The sequence below is a fragment of the Mycobacterium sp. IDR2000157661 genome, from assembly GCF_022317005.1.
Classification (GTDB): Bacteria; Actinomycetota; Actinomycetes; order Mycobacteriales; family Mycobacteriaceae; genus Mycobacterium.
The window spans coordinates 2,588,796-2,610,376 of sequence record NZ_CP081006.1 but is presented as its reverse complement, the minus strand read 5'-3'; the positions used below and the strand labels follow the sequence as shown (position 1 = coordinate 2,610,376).

The following is a 21,581-nucleotide window of genomic DNA, read 5'->3' as shown; positions in this document are numbered from 1 at the left end:
TGCACATGAGCGACTGGACCGCCGCCGATCTGCCCTCCTTCTCCGGACGCACCGTAATCGTCACCGGCGCCAACAGCGGCCTCGGGTTGGTGACCGCGCGGGAACTGGCCGGCGCCGGCGCGACGGTCATCCTCGCCGTTCGCAACACGGCCAAAGGCGACGCCGCCGCGGCGGAGATGACCGGTGACGGGTTCGGCCCTGTGGAGGTCCGCGAACTCGACCTGCAGGATCTGTCCTCGGTGCGGGCGTTCGCCGACGGCGTGCAGACCGTCGACGTGCTGGTCAACAACGCAGGCATCATGGCGGTGCCGTATGCGCTGACCAAGGACGGCTTCGAGAGCCAGATCGGCACCAACCACCTGGGCCACTTCGCCTTGACCAACCTGCTCCTGCCGAAGATCTCGGACCGGGTGGTGACGGTCTCGTCGATGATGCACCTCATCGGCCGCATCAACCTCGAGGACCTGAACTGGAAGGCCCGGCCCTACCTGGCGTGGCCCGCATACGGACAGTCCAAGCTGGCGAACCTCCTGTTCACCAAGGACCTGCAACGCCGTCTCACCGCCGCCGGGTCGCCGGTCAGGGCGATCGCCGCACATCCCGGCTACTCGGCGACCAACCTGCAGGGGCAGACGGGCAACCAGATCGGCACCCGCTTCTGGCTGGCCGCCACCAAGCTGAGCGCGACGAGCGCGGACTTCGGTGCCCGCCAGACCCTGTACGCGGTGGCCGCCGACGTCCCCGGCGACACGTTCGTCGGGCCGCGGTTCGGCGCGCGGGGCGCCACTGGGCCGACAGCGCTGCGCAGTCCGCTGGCACGCAGCGAGAAGACGGCCACTGCGCTGTGGGAATTATCCGAGCAGCTCACCGGCACCAGGTTCCCGCTGCCGATTTGAGCCTGAGCAGCGTGTTCGGCTAACCTGGCCGGTGATCACGGCGAGGGTCGGTTCTCCGAGGATTCCGGGAGCCACCGTTATCGACGCGAAGCTCAAGTGGTTGAGCCCTGGCCGTGCTTAGCACACGACAGGAGACTCCCCTCATGGCCAAGAACGCCATCAACAACCTGACCGCTTCGGTCCGCACCGAGACCGGTAAGGGCGCCTCGCGCCGCGCCCGCCGCAACGGCAAGGTGCCCGCCGTGCTCTACGGCCACGGCACCGATCCGCGGCACCTGGAGCTCGACGCCCACGACTTCGCCGCCGTGCTGCGCCACAAGGGCACGAACGCCCTGCTCACGCTGGACATCGAGGGAAAAGAGCAGCTCGCGCTGACCAAGGCGCTCGACATCCACCCGATCCGGCGCACGATCACCCACGCCGATCTGCTGGTCGTCAAGCGCGGCGAGAAGGTGACCGTCGAGGTCAACGTCGTCGTGGAAGGTGACGCGGAGCCGGGCTCGCTGGTCACCCAGGACGCCAACACCATCGAGGTCGAGGCCGACGCCGTGTCCATCCCCCAGCAGCTGACGGTCTCGATCGAGGGCGCCCAGATCGGCACCCAGTTCACCGCAGGCTCGATCGAGTTGCCGTCCGGTGTGACGCTGGTTTCGGATCCGGAGACGCTGGTGGTCAACGTCGTCGCCGCGCCGACGGAGGAGGAACTCGAGGCCGAGGGCGGCGGCGAGTCGCTCGAGGAGCAGGCCGCCGAGGCCGCCGAGGCCGAAGCTGCCGAGGCGGAAGCCGAGGGCGAGGGCGAGGCGGCCGAGGCGCCCGCCGAAGAGTCCGAGTAGTCCGGCATGGCCGAACCCCAACTGGTGGTCGGCCTTGGCAACCCGGGGCCGCGGTATGCCACCACCCGGCACAACGTCGGGTTCCTCGTCGCCGACATCCTCGCCGACCGCATCGGCTCGGGGTTCAAGTTGCACAAGAAGTCGGGCGCCGAGGCGGTCACGGGCCGCCTCGGCGGACGGCCGCTGGTGCTGGCCAAACCGCGCTGCTACATGAACGAGTCGGGCCGACAGGTCGGGCCGCTGGCCAAGTTCTACTCGATCCCGCCGGCCGACGTCATCGTCATCCACGACGAACTCGACATCGACTTCGGCCGGATACGGCTCAAGTTCGGCGGTGGTGTCGCGGGCCACAACGGCCTGCGGTCGGTGGGTTCGGCGCTGGGCAGCAATGACTTTGCGCGGGTGCGGATCGGCATCGGACGACCGCCGGGGCGGATGAGCGGTGCCGACTACGTGCTCAGCACGTTCAGTTCCGGCGAGTGGAAAGAGATCCCGACGATCTGCGAGCAGGCCGCCGACGCCGTCGAGTTGCTGGTGGGCCAGGGGCTCGAGCCGGCGCAGAACATCGTGCACGCCTGGGGCTGAACAGTTTTCCGCTTCACCGGCCGCCGATGCCGCTGTCGACTACCTTCACCTGCTTGTGCGGGAAGCGGCGCTCGGCGTGCTCCTTGGCCGCCGAGTGGGGCAGGACGTAGAGCGTCTCCTTCTTCTCCTGCAGCGGTTTGAGCACCAGATCCATGAAGCCTTTGCGGTCGTTGAGGTACGGCTCGATGACCTCCTCGCCCGCCGGGCACACCGCCAGACAGTAAGCGGCCTTGTAGTTGGCCTTGAACGACAGGCTCTGCCACATCGACGCGTTCTCGGAGTCGGTGACGCGGGACCGGAAGTCGGCGGCGTCGTCGCTGTCGGCGATCGTCTGCGCCCAGTCGGTGAAGCCGCCCATGAACTCGCGGTAGTTATGGGTGGAGCAGGCGAAGAAGTCGAACTCGCCGGTCTTCTTGATCGCGCCGACGGGACACGCGGCGACGCACAGCTTGCACTCCAGGCACGGCGAATAGTCAAGCGGCTCTCCGTAACTGCTGATCGGCGCCGCCACGATGACGGTGCCGAGCAGGATGAAGTTGCCGAACCTGGGATGGATGACGTTGCGGTGGATACCCATGACACCGAGGCCGGCCGCCACCGCGACGGGTTTGTGCGCGACCACCCAGATACGGCCCGGGAAGCGGTCCATCTCCATCGGAAACGACATCGACGGGTTGATCACGCGATAGCCCGCGTCCTGCAACGCGCGCGTGATGCGGTGCGCGGCCTCGTTCATGATCTCGCCGCTGCGGTGGAACTCCTGGTTGGCGACGCTACGCGCGGTCGAGCGCACGTTGTCGCGGTTCATCTTCACCACGAGCGAGACGTAGCTGCGCGCACCCGGCAGGGCCGCGTCGACGTGCTCGCGCTCGGAGTCGAGTGCCGGATCGTCCACGGCGGCGAACGCGACGTCGTCGACGCCCGCGTCGAGGCAGACGTCGCGGAGCCAGTCGACGTCGATGACGCCGGGGCTGTCGGGCGTTCGGCTGCGCACCGCGCGCACGGTCGGATGGTCGGCGAGCCGGGCGGGGAGCTGCTGCATAGAGCTGAGTATAGTCATAAATACTCAGCCGGTGCGATGGGCGGCTAGCTTCCTGTCCGGCGGGCGTAGGCACGCAGGGCGAACGGCGCGAAGACCGCGGTCAACGCCAGCGACCAGAGGATGGTGGCCAGCACCGGATGGTGCAGCGGCAGCTGAGCGCTCGGCGGTGCAGGGGCGCCGTTGCCCCACAACTCCCGCATCGTCTGCGCCAGCGACGACACCGGATTCCACTCGGCGATGACGCGCAGCCAGTGCGGCATGGGCTCGGTCGGCACGAAGGTGTTGGCCAGGAACGTGATCGGGAACAACACGGTGAACATCACGCCGTTGACGGCCTCCACGCTGCGGAGCAGGGAGCCGATCAATATGCCGAACCAGATCATCCCGAAGCCGAACAGCAGCACCAACGCGAACGCGAGCACCGCCTCGCCGACGCTGTTGCGGATCCGCCATCCGATCGCCAACCCGGTCACCGCCATCACCAGCACTCCGAGCGAGGAGTGGATCAGGCTGGCGATACTGCGCCCGATGAGCACCGAGGACCGGGATATCGGCAGCGACCGGAAGCGGTCGATGATGCCCTTCTCCACGTCGGCGGTGATGCCGGACGCGACCACGAAGGCCGAGAACACGATGGTCTGCGCCATGATGCCGGGTAGCAGGAACTCGCGGTAGTTGGTGCCGCCGGGGTTGACGATCGACGCCCCGAACACGAACGCGAACAGCAACACGAACATGATGGGCTGCACCGTGACGTCGCTGAGCATCTCGGGCATTCGCTTGGTGTGGAGCATGTTGCGCTTGACCATGATCCACGACTGCTGGGCGACGTTGGTGCGTCGCGTCGGTACGGGCTCGACCCGGTCGCGGGGTTGTGTCGCGACGGTGGTCATGTGTCGACTCCTTCTCGCTCCGGTCCTCGCTCGTTCCTCGCTGCGATCCTCACTCGTCGTCGTCTCCGGGCAGTCATGTGTCGACCTCCTCTTCCGTGCGGTGACCGGTGAGGCTGAGGAAGACGTCGTCGAGGCTGGGCCGGGACAGTCCGATGTCGTCGACGTCGATGTTGCTGTCGCGAAGCCAGCCCGCGACGCGGACCATGTCGGCCAGCCCGTCGGCGGCGGCCGTCAGCTCCCGCGCGCCTGCGTCGACGAAGACCTCCGCCCCCGTCTTGGCGAGCAGCGCCTGCGCGGCGGGCAGATCTTCGGCGTTCGTCACGGTGACGACGAGGCTCGCCTTGCCCGCCTGCTGCTTGAGTTGCAGCGGGGAACCCTCGGCGATGATGCGGCCCTTGTCGATCACGACGATGTTGTCGGCCAACTGATCGGCTTCCTCCAGGTACTGGGTGGTCAGCAGCAGCGTCGTGCCTTGATTCACCAGCCCGCGCAGCGCATCCCACAGCTCGCTGCGGCTGCGCGGGTCCAGACCGGTGGTGGGCTCGTCGAGAAACAGCACCGGCGGCGAGGCCAGCAGGCTCACCGCGAGATCGAGCCTGCGCCGCATGCCACCCGAGTACGACCTCACCACGCGGTCCGCGGCGTCGGCGATCGAAAACCGTTGCAGCAGTTCGTCTCCCAGCCGCTTCAGATCCTTCTTGCGGATGCCGTAGAGGCCGCCGATCATCCGGATGTTCTCCCGGCCGGTCAGCAGTTCGTCCACCGTGGCGACCTGGCCCGTCAGCCCCATGCTGCGTCGGACCATGTCCGGCTCCCGAACGACGTCGTACCCGGCGACCCGCGCCGTCCCGCTGGTCGGTTCGGTCAGTGTGGTCATCATCCGCACCGTTGTGGTCTTGCCTGCGCCGTTGGGGCCGAGCAGACCCAGCACGGTGCCGGGCGGGACCGAGAAGCTGACGCCGTCGACCGCCGGGTTCGCGCCGAAGCGCTTCACCAGATCGACGGCTTCGACGGCAGGAACACAGGACATGGCAAAGAAGGTATCCACACCCGGCGACACCGAACCACTTGTTTAATGACGGGCGAGCGTGCGCAGCACAAGCACTCTCGCGCAAGGACTATGTGACGAGCGAGACGGAGGTGCTGCGGCGCAGCTTGCCCGACGGCGTCTTCGGGATGGTCCCCGGCCCGAGCACCACCACGTTGCGAGGCCGCACGTCGACCTCGGCGACGACCTCGTGGGCGACCTGCCGCTCGATGCGGTGCACTTCGTTGGGGTCCTGCCAGTTGTTGGACTCGACGGCGACGGCGAACGTCTCGCGGGCGTGGCCGGCGTCCAGACGAACCGCGACGGAGCAACCGGGGCGCACGCCGTCGACGCGGCATGCGGCGCGCTCGATGTCGGTCGGGTAGATGTTGCGGCCGGCCATGATGATGACGTCCTTGACGCGGCCGCACACCACGATGTTGCCTTCGTCGGTGATGTAGCCGAGGTCGCCGGTGTCGTACCAGCCGTGCTCGTCCTGCGCCGGAATGAAGCCGCCCATCGTGAGGTAGCCCGGTGTCAGGCTCTCACCGCGCAGCTCGATCACCCCGACGCCGCGCGTAGGCATCACGTTGCCGTGCTCGTCGATCACCCGCGCCTCGAGGTCCTTGAGCAGCGGGCCGAGGGAGGCGAGTCGCCGGGTGTTGCCCTTGGACGCGGGCACGGCGCGGCGCAGCGCGGCGAGCAGGTCGGCGTCGACCTCGTCCACCACGAGGCCGGCGTTGCACGGCGAGAACGAAACCGCCAGCGTGGTCTCGGCCATGCCGTAGGCAGGCAGGATGGCCTCGGGCCGCAGGCCGAACGGCTTGCCCGCGTCGATGAGGTCCTCGACATCGGCGGGCTCGACCGGTTCGGCCCCCGACAGCGCGAAACGCAGCGTGGACAGGTCGAACTCGCCCGGCTTGGCCTGGCGCCGGAGCCGCTTGGCGAACAGCGCGTAGGCGAAGTTCGGCGCGGCGGTCATGGTGCCCTTGTACTTGTCGATGAGCTTGGCCCACAGCAGCGTGTCGCGCAGGAAGTCCATCGGCGTGACCTTGACCAGTTCCGCGCCGAAGTACATCGGGATGGTGAGGAAGCCGACCATGCCCATGTCGTGGAAGCAGGGCAGCCAGCTGACCATGACGTCCTTGTCGACGTCGTACTCGGCGCCGATGAACATCGCCTCGGCATTGGAGTAGATGTTGCGGTGGGTGATCTGCACCGCCTTCGGCGACCCGGTGGACCCGGACGTCAACTGCATCAGCGCGAGGTCGTCCTCGCCGACGTCGATCGGATCGGTGGGCTCGGAGGCCAGCAGGTCCTTGACGGTCAGCACCGTGATGCCCTTTTCCTCGAGCACCGGGATCGCGACGTCGAACGGTTCGGAGACGATCACGGCCTTGGCCTCGATCATGCCGATGACGTTCATCGTGTCCTCGGCCCACACCACCAGGTCGGTGCGCGGGGTGGGCTGATGCAGCATCGTCAGGCTGGCGCCGCGCATCCAGAGGCCCTGCGCGGTCGGCGCGATCTCGACCGGGAAGCCGGCGAGCACGCCGACGGCGTCGCCGAGCCCGATACCCGCGGCCTTCAGCCCCCCGGCGATGCAGCGCGCCCGCTCGTGCACCTCGCGCCAGGTGTGGCGGACGGGTTCGTAAGGTTCACCGGTGACCATGCCCGTGTTCACGGTGCGGGCATTGCGGTACATCTTCTCGGTGAATCGGCTCACGACGACCTCCTCGGCTCCGAAGCGAATGCCCCGGGGTTATGCTCCGCCTGCTCAGCGGCGTTCTTGCGTAGGCGCGCACACAGTTGGGGAGCGGTTGTGTCTCGAATCGGTGTTGCAGAAGACGGCCGGCGGTGACCGGAAAGCCGCCCGCCGAAGTGTCCGGCGGGCGAAAGAGCCGCGTCCAGAGCTTGACCGCTAGTCTTCACCGGGCATCATCTTATGCAACTCTTAAGTAACCGCCAAACCAGCGCGGATATTGAGGTCTGGGTCACACCGGTTCGTGACCGTTTCGAAGCCGAGGCTCACACCGGCGTCGACGGCGTGGGCACCACCCGCGCGCCGTGCACCGGGCCGCTGGCCACCCGCACGGTCCGGCACACGCCCGCACCGGACAGCCGAGCGCCGACGTCGACCGCCTGGCCCGCCGACGCACACAGAAATGCGCACGTCGGTCCCGATCCCGAGACGATGCCGGCCAGCGCACCGGCTTCGGTGCCCGCGCGCAGGGTGCGGCGCAGCCGCGGGTCCAGGCTCAGCGCCGCGGGTTGCAGGTCGTTGCCCAGTAGCGGCGCCAGCAGGGTCGGATCGCCGGAGGCCAGGGCGGCCAGCACCGGTTCCGGATCGCCCAGCCGCGGCGGCGCCTCACGGTCCGGCCCGGCCGTCTCCCGCAACCGGTCGATCTCGCCGAACACCGCGGGCGTCGACAACCCGCCGTGGGCGAACGCCAGAACCCAGTGGAAGGTGGTCCGGGCGAGCACGGTCGCCAGTTCCTCACCGCGGCCGGTGCCCAGCGCCGTGCCGCCGTGCAGCGCGAAGGGCACGTCGCTGCCCAACTCGGCGGCCAGCGCGTGCAGGTCGCGCCGCGGCACGCCGAGTTCCCACAGCGAGTTCACGGCGACCAGCACCGCGGCGGCGTCGGCGCTGCCGCCCGCCATGCCGCCGGACACCGGGATCGACTTCTCTATCGAGATCGCCACATCGGGTGCCCGCCCGACATGGTCGGCGATCAGCTCGGCAGCCCGCCAGGCCAGGTTGCGCTCGTCGGTGGGCAGCGACTCGACGCCCTCGCCGGTCATCTCCAGGGTCAACAGGTCGGCGTTTCGCACGGTGACCTCGTCGAGCAGCGAGACAGCGTGGAAGACGGTGGTGAGCTCGTGATAGCCGTCGTCGCGGCGGTCACCCACCTCGAGGTACAGGTTGACCTTGCCGGGCACCCGCACCGTCACCGACCCGGTCGGAACCCATTCGGGGGCGGTGTTCCCGTTCCAGCCTGACACGGCACGACACTATCGAAAGGCCGTCGTCGCGGGCAGCCACCTCGCCCGGCCCGGCCCGGCCCGCTGTCGGCATACTCTCGATGGCGTGCTGTCGGCGGGGGACGAGTTCGAGGGCTACGTCGTCGACCACGCCCTCGGCCAGGGCGGGTACGCCACCGTCTACCGGGTGTACGACGCCGCCGACCCCGACCGGGTGGTGGCCCTGAAGATTCTCGACGAACGCCACCGCCACCTCACACAGATCGCGCGGCTGCGGCGGGAGTTCGAGCTCGCCGGCCGGTTGCACCACCGCAACATCGTGACGGTGTATGAGCGCGGGCCGGGCTGGCTGACCATGGAACTGGTCGACGGCCGCGGGATCGCGGCGTTGCCGACCCTCCCGGAGCGGCTGGCCGCGCTCGCCCAGATCGCCGACGCGTTGGACTACGCCCACAACCGCGCGGTCGTGCACTGCGACGTCAAGCCCACCAACATCCTCGTCGAGCCCGACGGCCCGCGCGCGGTGCTCATCGACTTCGGCGTCGCCGTCGTCATCACCGACGACATCTGCCGCCGACCCGACGAAGGGGTGGAGGCGTCACTGCCCTACTCGGCCCCGGAGTTGATCGCAAACCGCGCCCCCACCGACGCGACCGACGAATACGCGCTGGCCTGCACTGCCGTCGAACTCATCACCGGAAGTCCACCGTTTCGCGACGACTCCCCCACCGGGCTCGTGCATGCGCACCTGCACCGGTCGCCGCCGCGGCTGTCGCGGGAGTTTCCCTGGCTGCCGCGAGCGTTCGATTCGGTCGTGGCCAAGGCCATGGCGAAAGCGCCTGCGGACCGCTACCAGTCGTGCCGGGAGTTCGTCGCGCTGCTCACGCGGGCGCTTGCTTGACCGGCTCAACGGGTGGAGTCTCGGCAGCCGGCTTGTCGGCCGTGCCGGAACGCTGCAGCAGCCGCACGAAGTCCGCGACCGAGAGCGTCTCCCCCCGGCGGGAGGGGTCGATGCTGGCCGCCAGCAGCCGTCGCGCGGACTCGTTGCCCGAGCCCGCCCATTCGGCGAACGCGTTGCGCGAGGTTTTGCGCCGCTGAGCGAAGGCGATGTCGACGAGCTCGAACACCTGCTTGCGGAAGGCTTCGTCGGTGGGCCACGGCGAGGCCTCGTAGCGCTCGATGCGGACCAGCCCGGAGTACACCCGCGGGATCGGCCAGAACACCGTGGGCGAGACCATGCCGTAGCGCCGGACGTTGCCGAAGAACCGGACCTTGACGCTGGGCACGCCGTAATCCTTGCCGCCGGGCTCGGCGGCGAGGCGCTCGGCGACCTCGGCCTGCACCATGACCATGACGGTTCGAATCGACGGGAACTCGGCGAGCAGGTGCAGCAGCGCAGGCACGGCGATGTTGTACGGCAGGTTCGCGACCAGGGCGGTCGGATCGTCGGCCAGCTCCGGGGTGCGGAAGTCGGGTTTGCGCAGATCGAGGATGTCGCGGTTGAGCACGGTCAGCCGGTTGATCTCGCTGTGCGAGTGCTCGGCGATGGTGAGGGGCAGTTGGCGCGCCAGCACCGGGTCGATCTCGACGGCGGTGACACGGGAACCGCGATCGAGCAGCGCCAGGGTCAGTGAGCCGAGCCCGGGACCGACCTCGAGAACATGGTCGTGCCGGTTGACTCCGGACGCCGAAACGATCCGGCGCACGGTGTTGGCGTCGTGAACGAAGTTCTGGCCGAAGGACTTACGCGGCCGAAAGTCGATCTCTCTCGCCAGGTGTCGTATCTCGGTCCGCCCGAGTAGTCGAATGGTCAGCGCGCACCAATCCTCCCGCTACAAGTCGGCCACGCACCCCAGCCCTGCCGTGCCCGAGTGACTTCAGCAATCGCGATCTGTTCTTCTCTTGTCGCCAAATCGGCCCTCGGAGCATACCGCAGACCCCCGTTGCGCTCCCATGTGTTTTGATCAAATTGGACGCCACCGTAAAAGCCATTACCAGTGTTGATGGCCCAATTTCCACCGGCTTCGCACTGCGCGAGGGCCTCCCACACCGCCCCATTACGCACTTCGGGCACCTCCGTACCCGGCTTCGTGCCCACCCGAATGACGCCTTCGCGGGCGGGTGTGACCACGACATTGGCTACTGGCAGCCTGCCGGTTTCCATGCCGTTGCGCTTGGCCACCGCGAACACGACGTCCTGGGTGCCGGGCATGCCCGGGTCCTCGACGATCTGACGGCTCTGGTTCAGCGTGGGATCCTCGACGCGGCGCATCAGCGGCAGCAGGGGCACCCGCTGGCTGACCTTCTCGATCCGTTCGCGTGTCACCTGAATCCGCATTCCGTCGACGACGGGTGAGGACGCGGCGGGCACCACGGTGTCGCGCTGTTGCAGCGGCGCACCCGCCGCCTCGAGCAGGGCGCCGACATCGGGCGCGGCGAGGCTGACGCTGGAGGCCATGCCGGCGTCGTCGAGTTGAACGGTCTTGGCGCTGACCACCGGAAGCGACATACCCGCCAACGGCACTCGGCTGCCGCGCGATGCGGCCGCGGGGGCCTTGTCGGTCATCCGCAACTGAGCCAGAGCCTCGTCGACCGTGGAGGCGGTGGTCCAGACCTGCCTGCTGTCGCGGCCGTCGGTGGAGATCTGCAACGGTCGGCTGCGACGCAGCACGATGGTGTCGGACTGCCCGACCGGCTGATCGGCGGCCGGGTGCAGGTCGTCGCGGTCGTCGACCTCGAACCCGTTCTCCTCGATGACGTCGATCACCGTCGACTTCATCGTCGGCACCGTCATCGACGCGCCGTCGACATGCAGCGTCACGGTCTTGTGTGCGGCCACGGCGTAGCCGCCGGCACCGGCCAGCGCCAGCAACGTCGCGGCGACCAGCAGTCGCAACATCGGTGAGCGCGCTTCATGGATCTTCGTAAGTGTATTCAAAACCAGGTCTATCCCCGACTAGCGGACTAAGTGGAAAGCCGTGCCACCCTCAGCGTTGATCACCCGACGGTGTTCGATCGCAAGACGGTGTTCGATCGCAGAAGGTCTTCGATCACAAGACGGTAACGAAAGGACCTACCCACAGCAACTCGCGAGTCCGTAGGTGTCGACAGCGGTCGACGTGGTCTCCCGCGCGAGCGCTTCCGCCGGTTTGCCGAGGATGTCGGCCAACGCCCGCACAGTGTAGGGCAAACAGTAGGGCTCGTTCGGTGCGCCGCGGAACGGGTGCGGCGTCAGGAACGGCGCGTCGGTCTCGACGAGCAGTTGACCGGCGGGAATCAGGCGGGCGGCATCCTGCAGCGCCCTGGCGTTCTTGAAGCTCACCGTGCCCGACAGGCTCAGCGTCCAGCCCTGTTCGACACAGGTGCGTGCCATCTCGGGGCCGGACGAGAAGCAGTGGAAGATCACCGTGTCCGGCGCCCCCTCGGCGAGCAGGACGTCGAGCACCTCGGCGTCGGCCTCGCGGTTGTGGATCATCAGCGGTTTGCCAGTGCGCTTGGCCAGGTCGATGTGCCAGGCGAAGGCCTCCCGCTGGGTGGCCGGGTCGGCGCAGCCCTCGAGCCTGCCGGGCCAGTACAGGTCGAGGCCCGTCTCGCCGACCGCCACGACCCGCGGGTGCCCGACGAGTCGCTCGATCGTCGCCTTGGCCTCGTCGGTCAACGCGTCAGTGCGGGTCGGGTGCAGCGCCACCGCGGCATAGACCCGGTTGTCGGCGTCGGCGGCCTCGGTCACCCAGCGCGCGGACTCCAGGTCATCGGCGATGGTGACGACGGCCTGCACGCCCACGGCGGCGGCCCGGTCGACGATCGCGGTCACCTCGGCCCCATCGGTCGCCCCGCACGCGTCGAGGTGGGTGTGCGCGTCGATCAGCGGGCTCAACGGCTCCGGAGCGGGCGGCGGCACCCTTGCGCCTGAGCGCTTCTCACTCACCGCAACACCATAAGCTGAGGCGGACATGAGTCAGCCTTTCTACATCACCACCGCGATCGCCTACCCCAACGGCGATCCGCACGTCGGGCACGCCTACGAATACATCGCCACCGATGCGGTCGCCCGGTTCAAGCGACTCGACGGGTTCGACGTGCGCTACCTCACGGGCACCGATGTGCACGGGCTCAAGATGGCCGAGGCCGCGGCCAAGCTGGGCATGCCGACGCCCGAACTGGCGCGGCGCAACTCCGACGTCTTCGAGCGGCTGCAGGAGAAGCTCAACATCTCTTTCGACCGGTTCATCCGGACCTCCGACGCCGACCACTTCGAGGCCTCCAAGGAGATCTGGCGCCGGATGAACGACGCCGGCGACATCTATCTCGACGCGTACAAGGGCTGGTACTCGGTGCGCGACGAGCGGTTCTTCACCGAGGCCGAGACCAGCGTCGCCCCTGACGGCGGCCGGGTGGCCACCGAGACCGGTGCGCCGGTGACCTGGACCGAGGAGCAGACCTACTTCTTCCGACTGTCGGACTACACCGACCGGCTGCTCGAGCACTATCGGGCGCATCCGGAGTTCATCGAACCCGATGTCCGGCGCAACGAGGTGGTCAGCTTCGTCTCCGGCGGCCTGCGCGACCTGTCGATCTCCCGGACCACGTTCGACTGGGGCGTACCTGTGCCCGAGCACCCCGATCACGTGATGTACGTGTGGGTGGACGCGCTGACCAACTACCTGACGGGCGTCGGTTTTCCGGACACGTCGTCGGAGACGTTCCGGCGGTACTGGCCCGCCAGCCTGCACATGATCGGCAAGGACATCATCCGGTTCCACACCGTCTACTGGCCGGCGTTTCTCATGTCGGCGGGAATCGAGCTGCCGCGCCAGGTCTTCGCGCACGGCTGGCTGCTCAACCGCGGCGAGAAGATGAGTAAGTCGATCGGCAACGTCGTCGATCCGGTCAATCTCGTCGACACCTTCGGCCTGGACCAGGTGCGCTACTTCTTCCTGCGCGAGGTGCCGTTCGGCCAGGACGGCAGCTACAGCGAGGAAGCGATCATCGGGCGCATCAACGCCGACCTGGCCAACGAGCTGGGCAACCTGGCGCAGCGCTCGCTGTCGATGGTGGCCAAGAACCTCGACGGCGTCGTGCCGGAGCCCGGCGAGTTCAGCGCCGAGGACCAGGAACTGCTGGCCGCCGCGGACGGGCTGCTGCCGCGGGTGCGCGGCCACTACGACGCGCTGGCGATGCATTTGGCACTGGAGGCCATCTGGTCGGTGCTGGGCGCGGCGAACCGGTACTTCTCCGGTCAGGAGCCGTGGGTGCTGCGCAAGTCGGAGTCGCAGGACGACCATCGGCGGTTCGGCACGGTGCTGTACACGACGATGGAGGTGGTGCGGATCGCCGCGCTGCTGGCCCAGCCGGTGATGCCGGACTCGACGGGCAAGCTGCTCGACCTGCTCGGCCAGCCCCCGCAGGAGCGCACGTTCGAGGCGATCGGCACCCGGCTCAAGCCGGGCACGCAGTTGCCCGCCCCGAGCGGCGTGTTCCCCCGCTACCAGGCACAGTGATGAGTCCGCTACCCGAGACGCTCTACGACGTCTACGACGAGGTCGTGCGGCGCAACCCGGGTGAGACCGAGTTTCATCAGGCCGTCTACGAGATCCTCATGAGCCTCGGACCGGTGGTGGCCAAGCACCCCGAGTACGCCGAGGCCGAGGTGATCCGGCGGTTGTGCGAGCCGGAGCGGCAGATCATCTTCCGGGTGCCCTGGGTCGACGACCGCGGCGACGTGCAGATCAACCGTGGCTTCCGGGTCGAGTTCAACTCAGCGCTCGGGCCGTTCAAGGGCGGTTTGCGCTTCCACCCGTCGGTGTATCTGGGCATCGTCAAGTTCCTCGGCTTCGAACAGACCTTCAAGAATTCGCTGACCGGCTTGCCGATCGGCGGCGGCAAGGGGGGGTCGGACTTCGACCCGAAGGGCCGCTCCGTCGGCGAGGTGATGCGGTTCTGCCAGTCGTTCATGACCGAGCTGTACCGCCATATCGGCGAGTACACCGACGTGCCCGCCGGCGACATCGGTGTCGGCACGCGCGAGATCGGTTTCCTCTTCGGGCAGTACAAGCGCATCACCAACCGCTACGAATCCGGCGCGCTCACCGGCAAGGGTCTGACCTGGGGCGGCTCGCGCGTCCGGACGGAAGCCACCGGGTACGGCACCGTGTGCTTCGTCAAGGAGATGCTCGACGTCGCGGGCCAATCGTTCGACGGCCAGCGGGTCGTGGTTTCCGGCTCGGGGAACGTCGCCGTCTACGCGATCGAGAAGGTCGGACAGCTGGGCGGAGTGGTGGTCGCCTGCTCGGACTCCAGCGGCTACATCGTCGACGAGAGCGGGGTCGACGCTCAGACCCTCAAAGAGGTCAAAGAGGCCCGCCGCGCTCGCATCGCCGAATACGCCGACATGCGCAAGGGGGCCCGCTTCGTCGACGGCAGCAGCATCTGGCAGGTGCCGTGCGACATCGCGCTGCCATGTGCCACCCAGAACGAGATCAACGGCGCGGACGCCCTGCAGTTGATCAAGTCGGGCTGCCGGATCGTGGCCGAGGGGGCCAACATGCCGTGTATGCCGGAGGCCGTCGGGCACTTCGCCGAGGCGGGTGTGGTGTTCGCGCCGGGCAAGGCCGTCAACGCCGGCGGTGTGGCCACCAGCGCGTTGGAGATGCAGCAGAACGCGTCACGCGACAGTTGGACGTTCGAGGAGACCGAGACCCGGCTGGCCGGGATCATGGCCCGTATCCACGACACCTGCCTGGCGACCGCCGAGGAGTACGGGCAACCCGGCGACTACGTCGCGGGCGCCAACATCGCGGGTTTCATCCGGGTCGCCGACGCCATGCTCGCACTGGGACTGGTGTAGTGATGTAGGTCACTTTCTGTCACGGCCGCCGGCCGGAAGGTGTCTTGAGGGCATGACTGAAAACAACACACGAAACAGCACGCGCACAAAGGTCGTCGTCATCGGCGGCGGCTACTCCGGAACCCTGGCGGCCAACCAACTTCGGCTGCGCAGCGACGTCGAGGTCACGTTGGTCAATCCGCGCCCGACATTCGTCGAGCGGATCCGCCTGCACCAGGTGGCGGCCGGCGGTTACGACGCCGCCGTCGACTACGGAACCCTGCTGGGCGACGGCATCCGCCTGGTGGTCGACACCGCGACGCGCATCGACACCGGGGCGCGCGAGGTGCGGCTTGCCTCGGGCCAATCGCTGCAGTACGACTACGTGATCTATGCGGTCGGCAGCTCGGCGGCGACGCCGTCGTCGATCCACGGCGTCGCCGAATTCGCCTACTCAGTGGCCGAATTCGAACACGCGCACCGGTTGCGTGAGCGGCTCGCCCAGCTGCACCACGACGCGCCGGTGACGGTCGTCGGCGGCGGGTTCACCGGTATCGAGGTCGCCGCCGAGCTCGCCGAACAGAGCCGACGGGTCACCCTCGTCTGCGGTGGGCAGCTGGCCCCGACGCTGTCGGCGCCGGGCCGTCGCTCGGTCGCCAAGGCGCTGGCCAAGCTGGGCGTCGCCGTGCTGGCCGACGACGTCGTCGCCGAAGTCCGCCCGGACGCGGTGGTGTTCGCCGACGGCGCCGTGCGCCCGACCGCCCTCACCGTGTGGGCCGCCGGGTTCTCGGTGCCTCGACTGGCTGCGGCCAGCGGCCTCAGCACCGACGCCATCGGTCGGTTGCTGACCGATGAGACGCTGACCAGCGTGGACGATGTCCGCATCGTGGCGGCCGGTGACTGCGCCGCCCCATCGGGCGCGCCGTTACGCATGTGCTGCGCGACGGCGTCACAACTCGGGCCGCAGGCCGGCAACACAGTGCTGAGCCGGATCGCGGGCACCGAGCCTCCGGTGTTCGAGTACGGCTTCGCTGGCAATTCGTGCACCAGCCTGGGCCGCCGCGGCGGCCTGCTGCAATTGGGCCGCAGGGACAACTCACCGATGAACGCGTACCTCGGCGGCCGCCTTGCCGCGAAGGTGAAGGAGGCCATCTGCCGGGGCACGGTGTGGGGTCTGCGCCGGCAGGCCCGCAAGCCGGGGTCGGCGCCCTGGTTCAAGGGCGGGCCGCGGCCGGAAGCGCAGCACGCCGGACTGGTCGCGCGCACGTGACCGTCTCGGACGAGCACGCCGAGAGGTTCACCCACTTACGGCCGCTGCTGTTCACGATCGCCTACGAGATACTCGGTTCGGCAACGGAATCCGACGACGTGCTACAGGACAGCTACCTGCGGTGGGCCGACGTGGACCTGGCGACGGTGCGGGACACGAAGTCCTATCTCGCACAACTGGTCACCCGCGAGGCGCTCAACGCGCTGCGGGCCAGGGCCCGCCGTCGAGAGGAGTACGTCGGCCCGTGGCTGCCGGAGCCCCTGCTGCTCGACGACCGCGACGCGGCAACCGATGTGGTTCTGGCGGAATCGGTTTCGATGGCGATGCTGGTGTTGTTGGAGACGCTCACCCCGGATGAGCGGGCGGTCTTCGTACTGCGCGAGGTGTTCGGCTTCGACCACGACGAGATCGCCGGAGCGGTCGGCAAGTCCGTGGCGACGGTGCGCCAGATGGCGCACCGTGCCCGGGCGCACGTGCACGCCCGCCGCCGACGGTTCGGGCCCGTGGACAGCGCCTGGAGCGCACAGATCACCGACCGGTTCCTGACCGCCGCGCAGACCGGTGAGGTGCAGGACCTGATGACGCTGCTGGCCCCGGACGTCACGTGGACCGCCGACAGCGGCGGTAAGGCCGCCGCTGCGCGCAGGCCCATCGTCGGCGCGAGGAAGGTGGCGGCGGTCCTATCGAGGTTCTTCGAGTTCACCCGCGAAATGGCCGACGTCCGCTTCGAGGTCACTACCTGCAACTTCGCTCCGGCGGTCGCCATCCACCGGGGCGACACCTTCGAGGGCGTGTTCCTCATCGAGATCGTCGACGACCGGATCACCAACTTCTACGCCATGCGCAACCCGGACAAGCTGACGGCGTTCACCCCGCGGACCGTCGCCCGGCAGTGACCTGCGACACATTCGCCGGCGAGGTGTCACACTCCGGAGATGCGAGGTGTCTGGAGGGCAGACCGGCTCACAGGTGAATTGGCCGCCTCCGGCGGCCGGCGAAGAGCCGGATGACCCCGAGGAGATCACCATGACCGACAACACCAAGGTCGTCGTCGGCGGCGGTTACGCCGGCGTGATGGCCGCCAACCGGCTCGCCCCGCACGCGGACGTCACCCTGATCAACCCGCGTCCGGCGTTCGTCGAGCGGATCCGACTGCATCAGCTTGTCGCGGGCAACGACGACGCGGTGATCGACTATGCCGACGTCCTGAACGAGCGGGTCCGCTTCGTGGTCGACGGCGTCGAGCGCATCGATGCCGCGGCCCGCACTGTCGACCTGACGTCGGGTGGGTCGATGCGCTACGACTATCTGGTCTACGCCGTCGGCAGCACCGGAGCGGTGCCTGCGGGTGTCCCCGGCGCCCGCGAATTCGCCTACCCGCTCAGTGAACTCGAGCAGGCGCGGCGGTTGGCGGCTCGGCTGGCCGACGTGCCGCTGTCCGCGCCCGTGGTCGTGGTGGGCGCCGGTCTCACCGGGATCGAGGCCGCTTCGGAGTTCGCCGAGACGGGACGTTCGGTAACGCTGGTCGGTGACGCGTTGGCACCGTCACTGAGCGGTCCGGGCCGCCGCTCGGTGGCCAAGCGGTTGCGCAGGCTGGGCGTGACAGTGGTCGAGGAATCGGTCGCCGCGGTGACCGCCGACTCCGTGGTGCTTGCCGGTGGACGGATGCTGCCGAGTGCGGCGACGGTGTGGACCACGGGCTTCGGCGTGCCCGGGCTGGCCGCGGCCAGCGGACTGGCCACCGACGAGCTGGGCCGGCTGCTCACCGACGAGACGCTCACCAGCATCACCGACGCGCGGATCGTCGCCGCCGGTGATTCCGCCTCACCGTCGAACCAGCCGTACCGGATGAGCTGCCAGGCAAGTCTGCCGATGGGAGCGGTGGCGGCGAACACGATCCTGAGCCGTATCGATGGCGCAGGCCCGGAACGCATCGGCGTGCCGATGGCCGCCCAGTGCATCAGCCTGGGACGCGGGGCGGGCACGCTGCAGTTGCACCGCAAGGACGACACCCCGATCAACTTCTACATCGGTGGCAAGGCCGGCGCGTTCATCAAGGAACAGGTCTGCCAGTGGACGGTGAAGTGGATGGCCGGAGAAGCGAAGAAGCCGGGTTCCTATCACCGCTACCAGGGCTACGACCGCGTCCCGCAGCTGGTGGAGGTCGAACGGGAGCTTCCGGTCCGATGAGCACCGCGCCGGGTGACGAACACGCCGAGCGGTTCACGCGGCTGCGTCCGCTGCTGTTCACGATCGCCTACGAGATCCTCGGCAGCGCAACCGAATCCGACGACGTGCTGCAGGAGAGTTACGTGCGCTGGGCCGAGGTCGATCTGGCCACGGTGCACGACACCAAGGCCTACCTCGCCCAGCTCGTCACCAGGCAGGCCCTCAACTCGTTGCGGGCGCAGACCCGCAGACGCGAGGACTACGTCGGCCCGTGGCTGCCCGAGCCGCTGTTGCTCGACGCCGCCAACGGCACTGACCCCTCTTCCGATCTCATTCTTGCCGAGTCGGTTTCGATGGCCATGCTCGTCGTGCTCGAGACGTTGAGTCCCGACGAACGCGCAGTGTTCGTGCTGCGCGAGGTGTTCGGCTTCAGCCACGACGAGATCGCCGCGACCGTCGGCAAGTCGACGGCCGCCGTCCGCCAGATGGCGCACCGCGCCCGCGAGCACGTGCAGTCGCGGCGCAAGCGGTTCGAGCCCGTCGACCCGAAGCTGTCGATGGAGCTCACGGCGCGGTTCTTCGCCGCAGCGTCGACCGGCGACCTCGACGGACTACTGGAGATGTTGACCGACGACGTCGCATGGACTGCGGACAGCGACGGCAAGGTCAGCGCCGCACGCAGGCCCGTCGTCGGCGCCGATCGCGTCGCACGAGTGCTCATCGGCCTGGTCCGGCAGGCCGGCGAGACCGGGCGGGTGGAGCCTGCCTGGTACAACGGCGCCCCGGCGCTGCGGCTCTACCTCGGTGACAGCTTCGAGGGCATTATCACCATCGAGATCACCGACGGCCGCATCTCGCACTTCTATGCGATGCGCAACCCGGACAAGCTGGCGGCCGTCGACATCCCGCGGGAGATAAGCCGGCAGGTCTGACAAGCTGAGCCCGTGCGGATCGACCGGCTCGGCGACCTGGGCAGTGCCCCGGAGGTGCTGCGCGCCGTCGCGTATGCCGGTGCGCGGCTGGCTTTGCCCCCGCCCGCCGCGCTGCTCGGTGAGTGGTTCGGCTCCGGCGCCGTCATCGCGCCCTCCGTGACGGCGACGCCCGTCGTCTCGGCGTTCGACGTGGCCACCGGCGCCGCGGACGGGCCGGTCGGCGGCGGCTGGTTCGGCTATCTGTCGTATCCGGACGCGGCCGCCGACGGGCTGGGCCCACGCATACCCGAAGCCGCGGGCGGCTGGTCTAACTGCGTGCTGCGCCAGGACCGCGACGGCCGCTGGTGGCACGAAAGTCTCAGCGGCGCAGCGCTTCCCGAGTGGGTCGCCGAAGCGGTGCGCACACCCGTAGCGCCCCGGCCTGCCGTCGTGCGATGGCGTGACCCCGACCGGGACGCGCACCGCCGTGGCGTGCTCGACTGCCTGGCGGCCATCGCGGCGGGCGAGGTGTACCAGGCGTGTGTCTGCACGCAGTTCGGCGGACGACTCGACGGCTCACCGGTCGACTTCTTCGTCGACGCGGTCGGGCGCACCTCCCCGGCCCGGGCCGCATTTCTCGCCGGCGCGTGGGGTGCGGTGGCCTCGTTGTCGCCGGAGTTATTCCTGCGCAGGCGGGGTCAGGTGGTGGCGTCGAGCCCGATCAAGGGCACCCTGCCGCTGTCCGCCGATCCGGTACAGCTGCGGGCCTCGGTCAAGGACGTCGCCGAGAACATCATGATCGTCGACCTGGTGCGCAACGATCTCGGCCGCGTCGCCGACACCGGGACGGTGACGGTGCCCGAACTGCTGGCCGTGCAGCCCGCGCCCGGCGTGTGGCATCTGGTGTCGACGGTGGCGGCGCGAGTGGGTGTCGACGTGCCGATGACCGCGGTACTAGACGCGACGTTTCCGCCAGCGTCGGTGACGGGCACGCCGAAGGCGCGGGCGCGCGCGCTGTTGTCGGCATGGGAACCGCTTCGCCGCGGGGTGTACTGCGGGACCGTCGGGTTGGCGTCGCCGGTCGCGGGGTGTGAGCTGAACGTGGCGATCCGGACCGTCGAGTTCGACGCGTCGGGCAACGCGGTGCTCGGAGTAGGCGGGGGCATTACCGCCGACTCGGATCCCGATAGCGAGTGGGAGGAGTGCCTGCACAAGGCCGCTCCGATCATCCGGGACGGCACCGCCTCATCCTCGGGCGCGCAACACGGCATCGTAGAGCTCGCGCCGAGGCGGTGAGCCTGGATGCGCGGCGACCACCTGCGCACAGGCGTCCTTGACCCGCGCGCCGTCGTCGACCAGCGCGCTGACTTCGGCGACCAACGTCTCGAGGTCGGCTTTCGGCGTCGCGCCGGCCAGCACGACGGTGATCTCGCCGAGTACGCCGTGCGTCGCCCACTCGGCCAGTTCGGCCAGCCCACCGCGGAGGATCTCCTCGTGGATCTTCGTCAGCTCGCGGCACACGACCGCCCTGCGGTCGCCGCCGAGCACGTCGACGGCGGCGCTCAGCGTGCCGGCCAGCCGCCGCGGCGACTCGAAGAACACGCAGGTGCGCTGTTCGCTGGCCAGCGCCTGCAGCCATGCCCTGCGGGCACCCTGCTTGCGGGGAGCGAAGCCCTCGAAACAGAACTTCTCGGCGGGCAGCCCGGAGACGGCCAGCGCCGTCGTCACCGCTGAGGGCCCGGGCAGGCAGTGGATCGGCGCCTGCGCTTCTATGCAGGCCGTGACCAGACGGTACCCGGGGTCGCTGATCAGCGGCATGCCCGCATCGCTGACCAGCAGCACCGTCGCGCCCGTCCGGATGTCCTCGACCAGCCCGGCCACCCGCGACGCCTCGTTCTGGTCATAGAGGCTGATCACCCGTCCTTTCGGCGCGACCTCGAGCGATTGCGCCAGCGTGCGGATGCGGCGGGTGTCCTCGGCGGCGACGATGTCCGCGGTTCGCAGCGCCTCTACCAGGCGCATCGAGGCGTCCGACGGCCTGCCCAGCGGGGTCGCCCCGATCAGCAATCGGCCAGTGCCTTTCGGCGGATAGGAGCGGTGGGCCCCCGCACGTAGTGCTGGGGACGACCCGGGATCTGCCACAGCCG

Annotated in this window: 20 protein-coding genes; 11 read left to right on the top strand and 9 right to left on the bottom strand. The window is 68.8% G+C overall.

Annotation, left to right across the window (positions count from 1 at the left end; genetic code table 11):
- Positions 1 to 5 precede the first annotated feature (5 nt).
- The 3 genes from K3G64_RS13865 to pth all read left to right on the top strand — a co-directional run bounded on the left by K3G64_RS13865 (position 6) and on the right by pth (position 2,314).
- Positions 6 to 896: an oxidoreductase gene (locus K3G64_RS13865; protein WP_238885063.1), complete on the top strand. Its 891-nt coding sequence runs from the start codon at positions 6 to 8 to the stop codon at positions 894 to 896.
- Positions 897 to 1,039: 143 nt separating this feature from the next.
- Complete coding sequence (locus K3G64_RS13860; protein WP_238885061.1) at positions 1,040 to 1,729, top strand: 50S ribosomal protein L25/general stress protein Ctc; 690 nt, start codon at positions 1,040 to 1,042, stop codon at positions 1,727 to 1,729.
- 6 nt (positions 1,730 to 1,735) lie between these two features.
- On the top strand, positions 1,736 to 2,314 hold the full coding sequence (gene pth / locus K3G64_RS13855) for an aminoacyl-tRNA hydrolase (protein WP_238885059.1): 579 nt from the start codon (positions 1,736 to 1,738) through the stop codon (positions 2,312 to 2,314).
- Between the two features lie 13 nt (positions 2,315 to 2,327).
- Here the strand turns inward: pth and K3G64_RS13850 are convergent, their stop codons facing one another.
- The 5 genes from K3G64_RS13850 to K3G64_RS13830 form a co-directional block, all read right to left on the bottom strand.
- Positions 2,328 to 3,356, bottom strand: coding sequence for a 4Fe-4S binding protein (locus tag K3G64_RS13850; RefSeq protein ID WP_238885057.1), 1,029 nt, complete (start codon positions 3,354 to 3,356; stop codon positions 2,328 to 2,330).
- Between the two features lie 44 nt (positions 3,357 to 3,400).
- Positions 3,401 to 4,249, bottom strand: coding sequence for an ABC transporter permease (locus K3G64_RS13845; protein ID WP_238885056.1), 849 nt, complete (start codon positions 4,247 to 4,249; stop codon positions 3,401 to 3,403).
- Positions 4,250 to 4,322: 73 nt separating this feature from the next.
- Entirely contained in the window at positions 4,323 to 5,279 is a 957-nt protein-coding gene (locus K3G64_RS13840) for an ATP-binding cassette domain-containing protein (RefSeq protein WP_238885054.1), read from the bottom strand.
- Between the two features lie 88 nt (positions 5,280 to 5,367).
- Positions 5,368 to 7,002, bottom strand: a complete 1,635-nt coding sequence (locus K3G64_RS13835) for a fatty acyl-AMP ligase (RefSeq protein ID WP_238885052.1) — start codon at positions 7,000 to 7,002, stop codon at positions 5,368 to 5,370.
- 302 nt (positions 7,003 to 7,304) lie between these two features.
- On the bottom strand, positions 7,305 to 8,279 hold the full coding sequence (locus K3G64_RS13830) for a 4-(cytidine 5'-diphospho)-2-C-methyl-D-erythritol kinase (RefSeq protein WP_238885050.1): 975 nt from the start codon (positions 8,277 to 8,279) through the stop codon (positions 7,305 to 7,307).
- 85 nt (positions 8,280 to 8,364) lie between these two features.
- Here K3G64_RS13830 and K3G64_RS13825 point away from each other — a divergent pair, with 85 nt between their 5' ends.
- On the top strand, positions 8,365 to 9,159 hold the full coding sequence (locus K3G64_RS13825; RefSeq protein WP_238885048.1) for a serine/threonine-protein kinase: 795 nt from the start codon (positions 8,365 to 8,367) through the stop codon (positions 9,157 to 9,159).
- Here K3G64_RS13825 and rsmA read toward each other — a convergent pair.
- From rsmA to K3G64_RS13810, 3 genes are all read right to left on the bottom strand, one after another.
- On the bottom strand, positions 9,140 to 10,072 hold the full coding sequence (gene rsmA, locus K3G64_RS13820; protein WP_238950654.1) for a 16S rRNA (adenine(1518)-N(6)/adenine(1519)-N(6))-dimethyltransferase RsmA: 933 nt from the start codon (positions 10,070 to 10,072) through the stop codon (positions 9,140 to 9,142). The genes K3G64_RS13825 and rsmA overlap by 20 nt on opposite strands.
- Complete coding sequence (locus K3G64_RS13815) at positions 10,069 to 11,196, bottom strand: resuscitation-promoting factor (RefSeq protein ID WP_238885046.1); 1,128 nt, start codon at positions 11,194 to 11,196, stop codon at positions 10,069 to 10,071. Before K3G64_RS13815 ends, rsmA begins: the two co-directional genes overlap by 4 nt.
- 135 nt (positions 11,197 to 11,331) lie before the next feature.
- Positions 11,332 to 12,186, bottom strand: coding sequence for a TatD family hydrolase (locus K3G64_RS13810; RefSeq protein ID WP_238885045.1), 855 nt, complete (start codon positions 12,184 to 12,186; stop codon positions 11,332 to 11,334).
- Between the two features lie 25 nt (positions 12,187 to 12,211).
- Between K3G64_RS13810 and metG the strand changes: the two genes are divergently transcribed.
- The 7 genes from metG (at position 12,212) to K3G64_RS13775 (ending at position 20,730) form a co-directional block, all read left to right on the top strand.
- Positions 12,212 to 13,759, top strand: coding sequence for a methionine--tRNA ligase (gene metG / locus K3G64_RS13805; protein WP_238885044.1), 1,548 nt, complete (start codon positions 12,212 to 12,214; stop codon positions 13,757 to 13,759).
- Complete coding sequence (gene gdhA, locus K3G64_RS13800) at positions 13,759 to 15,105, top strand: NADP-specific glutamate dehydrogenase (RefSeq protein WP_238885043.1); 1,347 nt, start codon at positions 13,759 to 13,761, stop codon at positions 15,103 to 15,105. The genes metG and gdhA overlap by 1 nt, the downstream gene beginning before the upstream one ends.
- Positions 15,106 to 15,157: 52 nt before the next feature.
- On the top strand, positions 15,158 to 16,354 hold the full coding sequence (locus K3G64_RS13795) for an NAD(P)/FAD-dependent oxidoreductase (RefSeq protein WP_238885042.1): 1,197 nt from the start codon (positions 15,158 to 15,160) through the stop codon (positions 16,352 to 16,354).
- Positions 16,351 to 17,250 carry an RNA polymerase sigma factor SigJ gene (sigJ, locus tag K3G64_RS13790; protein ID WP_238885040.1) on the top strand — a complete coding sequence of 300 codons (900 nt, stop codon included), beginning with the start codon at positions 16,351 to 16,353 and terminating at the stop codon, positions 17,248 to 17,250. Before K3G64_RS13795 ends, sigJ begins: the two co-directional genes overlap by 4 nt.
- 130 nt (positions 17,251 to 17,380) lie before the next feature.
- Positions 17,381 to 18,544: an NAD(P)/FAD-dependent oxidoreductase gene (locus tag K3G64_RS13785; protein ID WP_238885038.1), complete on the top strand. Its 1,164-nt coding sequence runs from the start codon at positions 17,381 to 17,383 to the stop codon at positions 18,542 to 18,544.
- Complete coding sequence (locus K3G64_RS13780; RefSeq protein ID WP_238885036.1) at positions 18,541 to 19,455, top strand: RNA polymerase sigma-70 factor; 915 nt, start codon at positions 18,541 to 18,543, stop codon at positions 19,453 to 19,455. The genes K3G64_RS13785 and K3G64_RS13780 overlap by 4 nt, the downstream gene beginning before the upstream one ends.
- Positions 19,456 to 19,467: 12 nt before the next feature.
- The gene (locus K3G64_RS13775; protein ID WP_238885034.1) at positions 19,468 to 20,730 is read left to right on the top strand and encodes an aminodeoxychorismate synthase component I; all 1,263 of its coding nucleotides are present in this window, start codon (positions 19,468 to 19,470) and stop codon (positions 20,728 to 20,730) included.
- Here K3G64_RS13775 and rsmI read toward each other — a convergent pair.
- The gene (gene rsmI, locus K3G64_RS13770) at positions 20,680 to 21,456 is read right to left on the bottom strand and encodes a 16S rRNA (cytidine(1402)-2'-O)-methyltransferase (RefSeq protein WP_238950653.1); all 777 of its coding nucleotides are present in this window, start codon (positions 21,454 to 21,456) and stop codon (positions 20,680 to 20,682) included. The genes K3G64_RS13775 and rsmI overlap by 51 nt on opposite strands.
- Between the last annotated feature and the right edge of the window lie 125 nt (positions 21,457 to 21,581).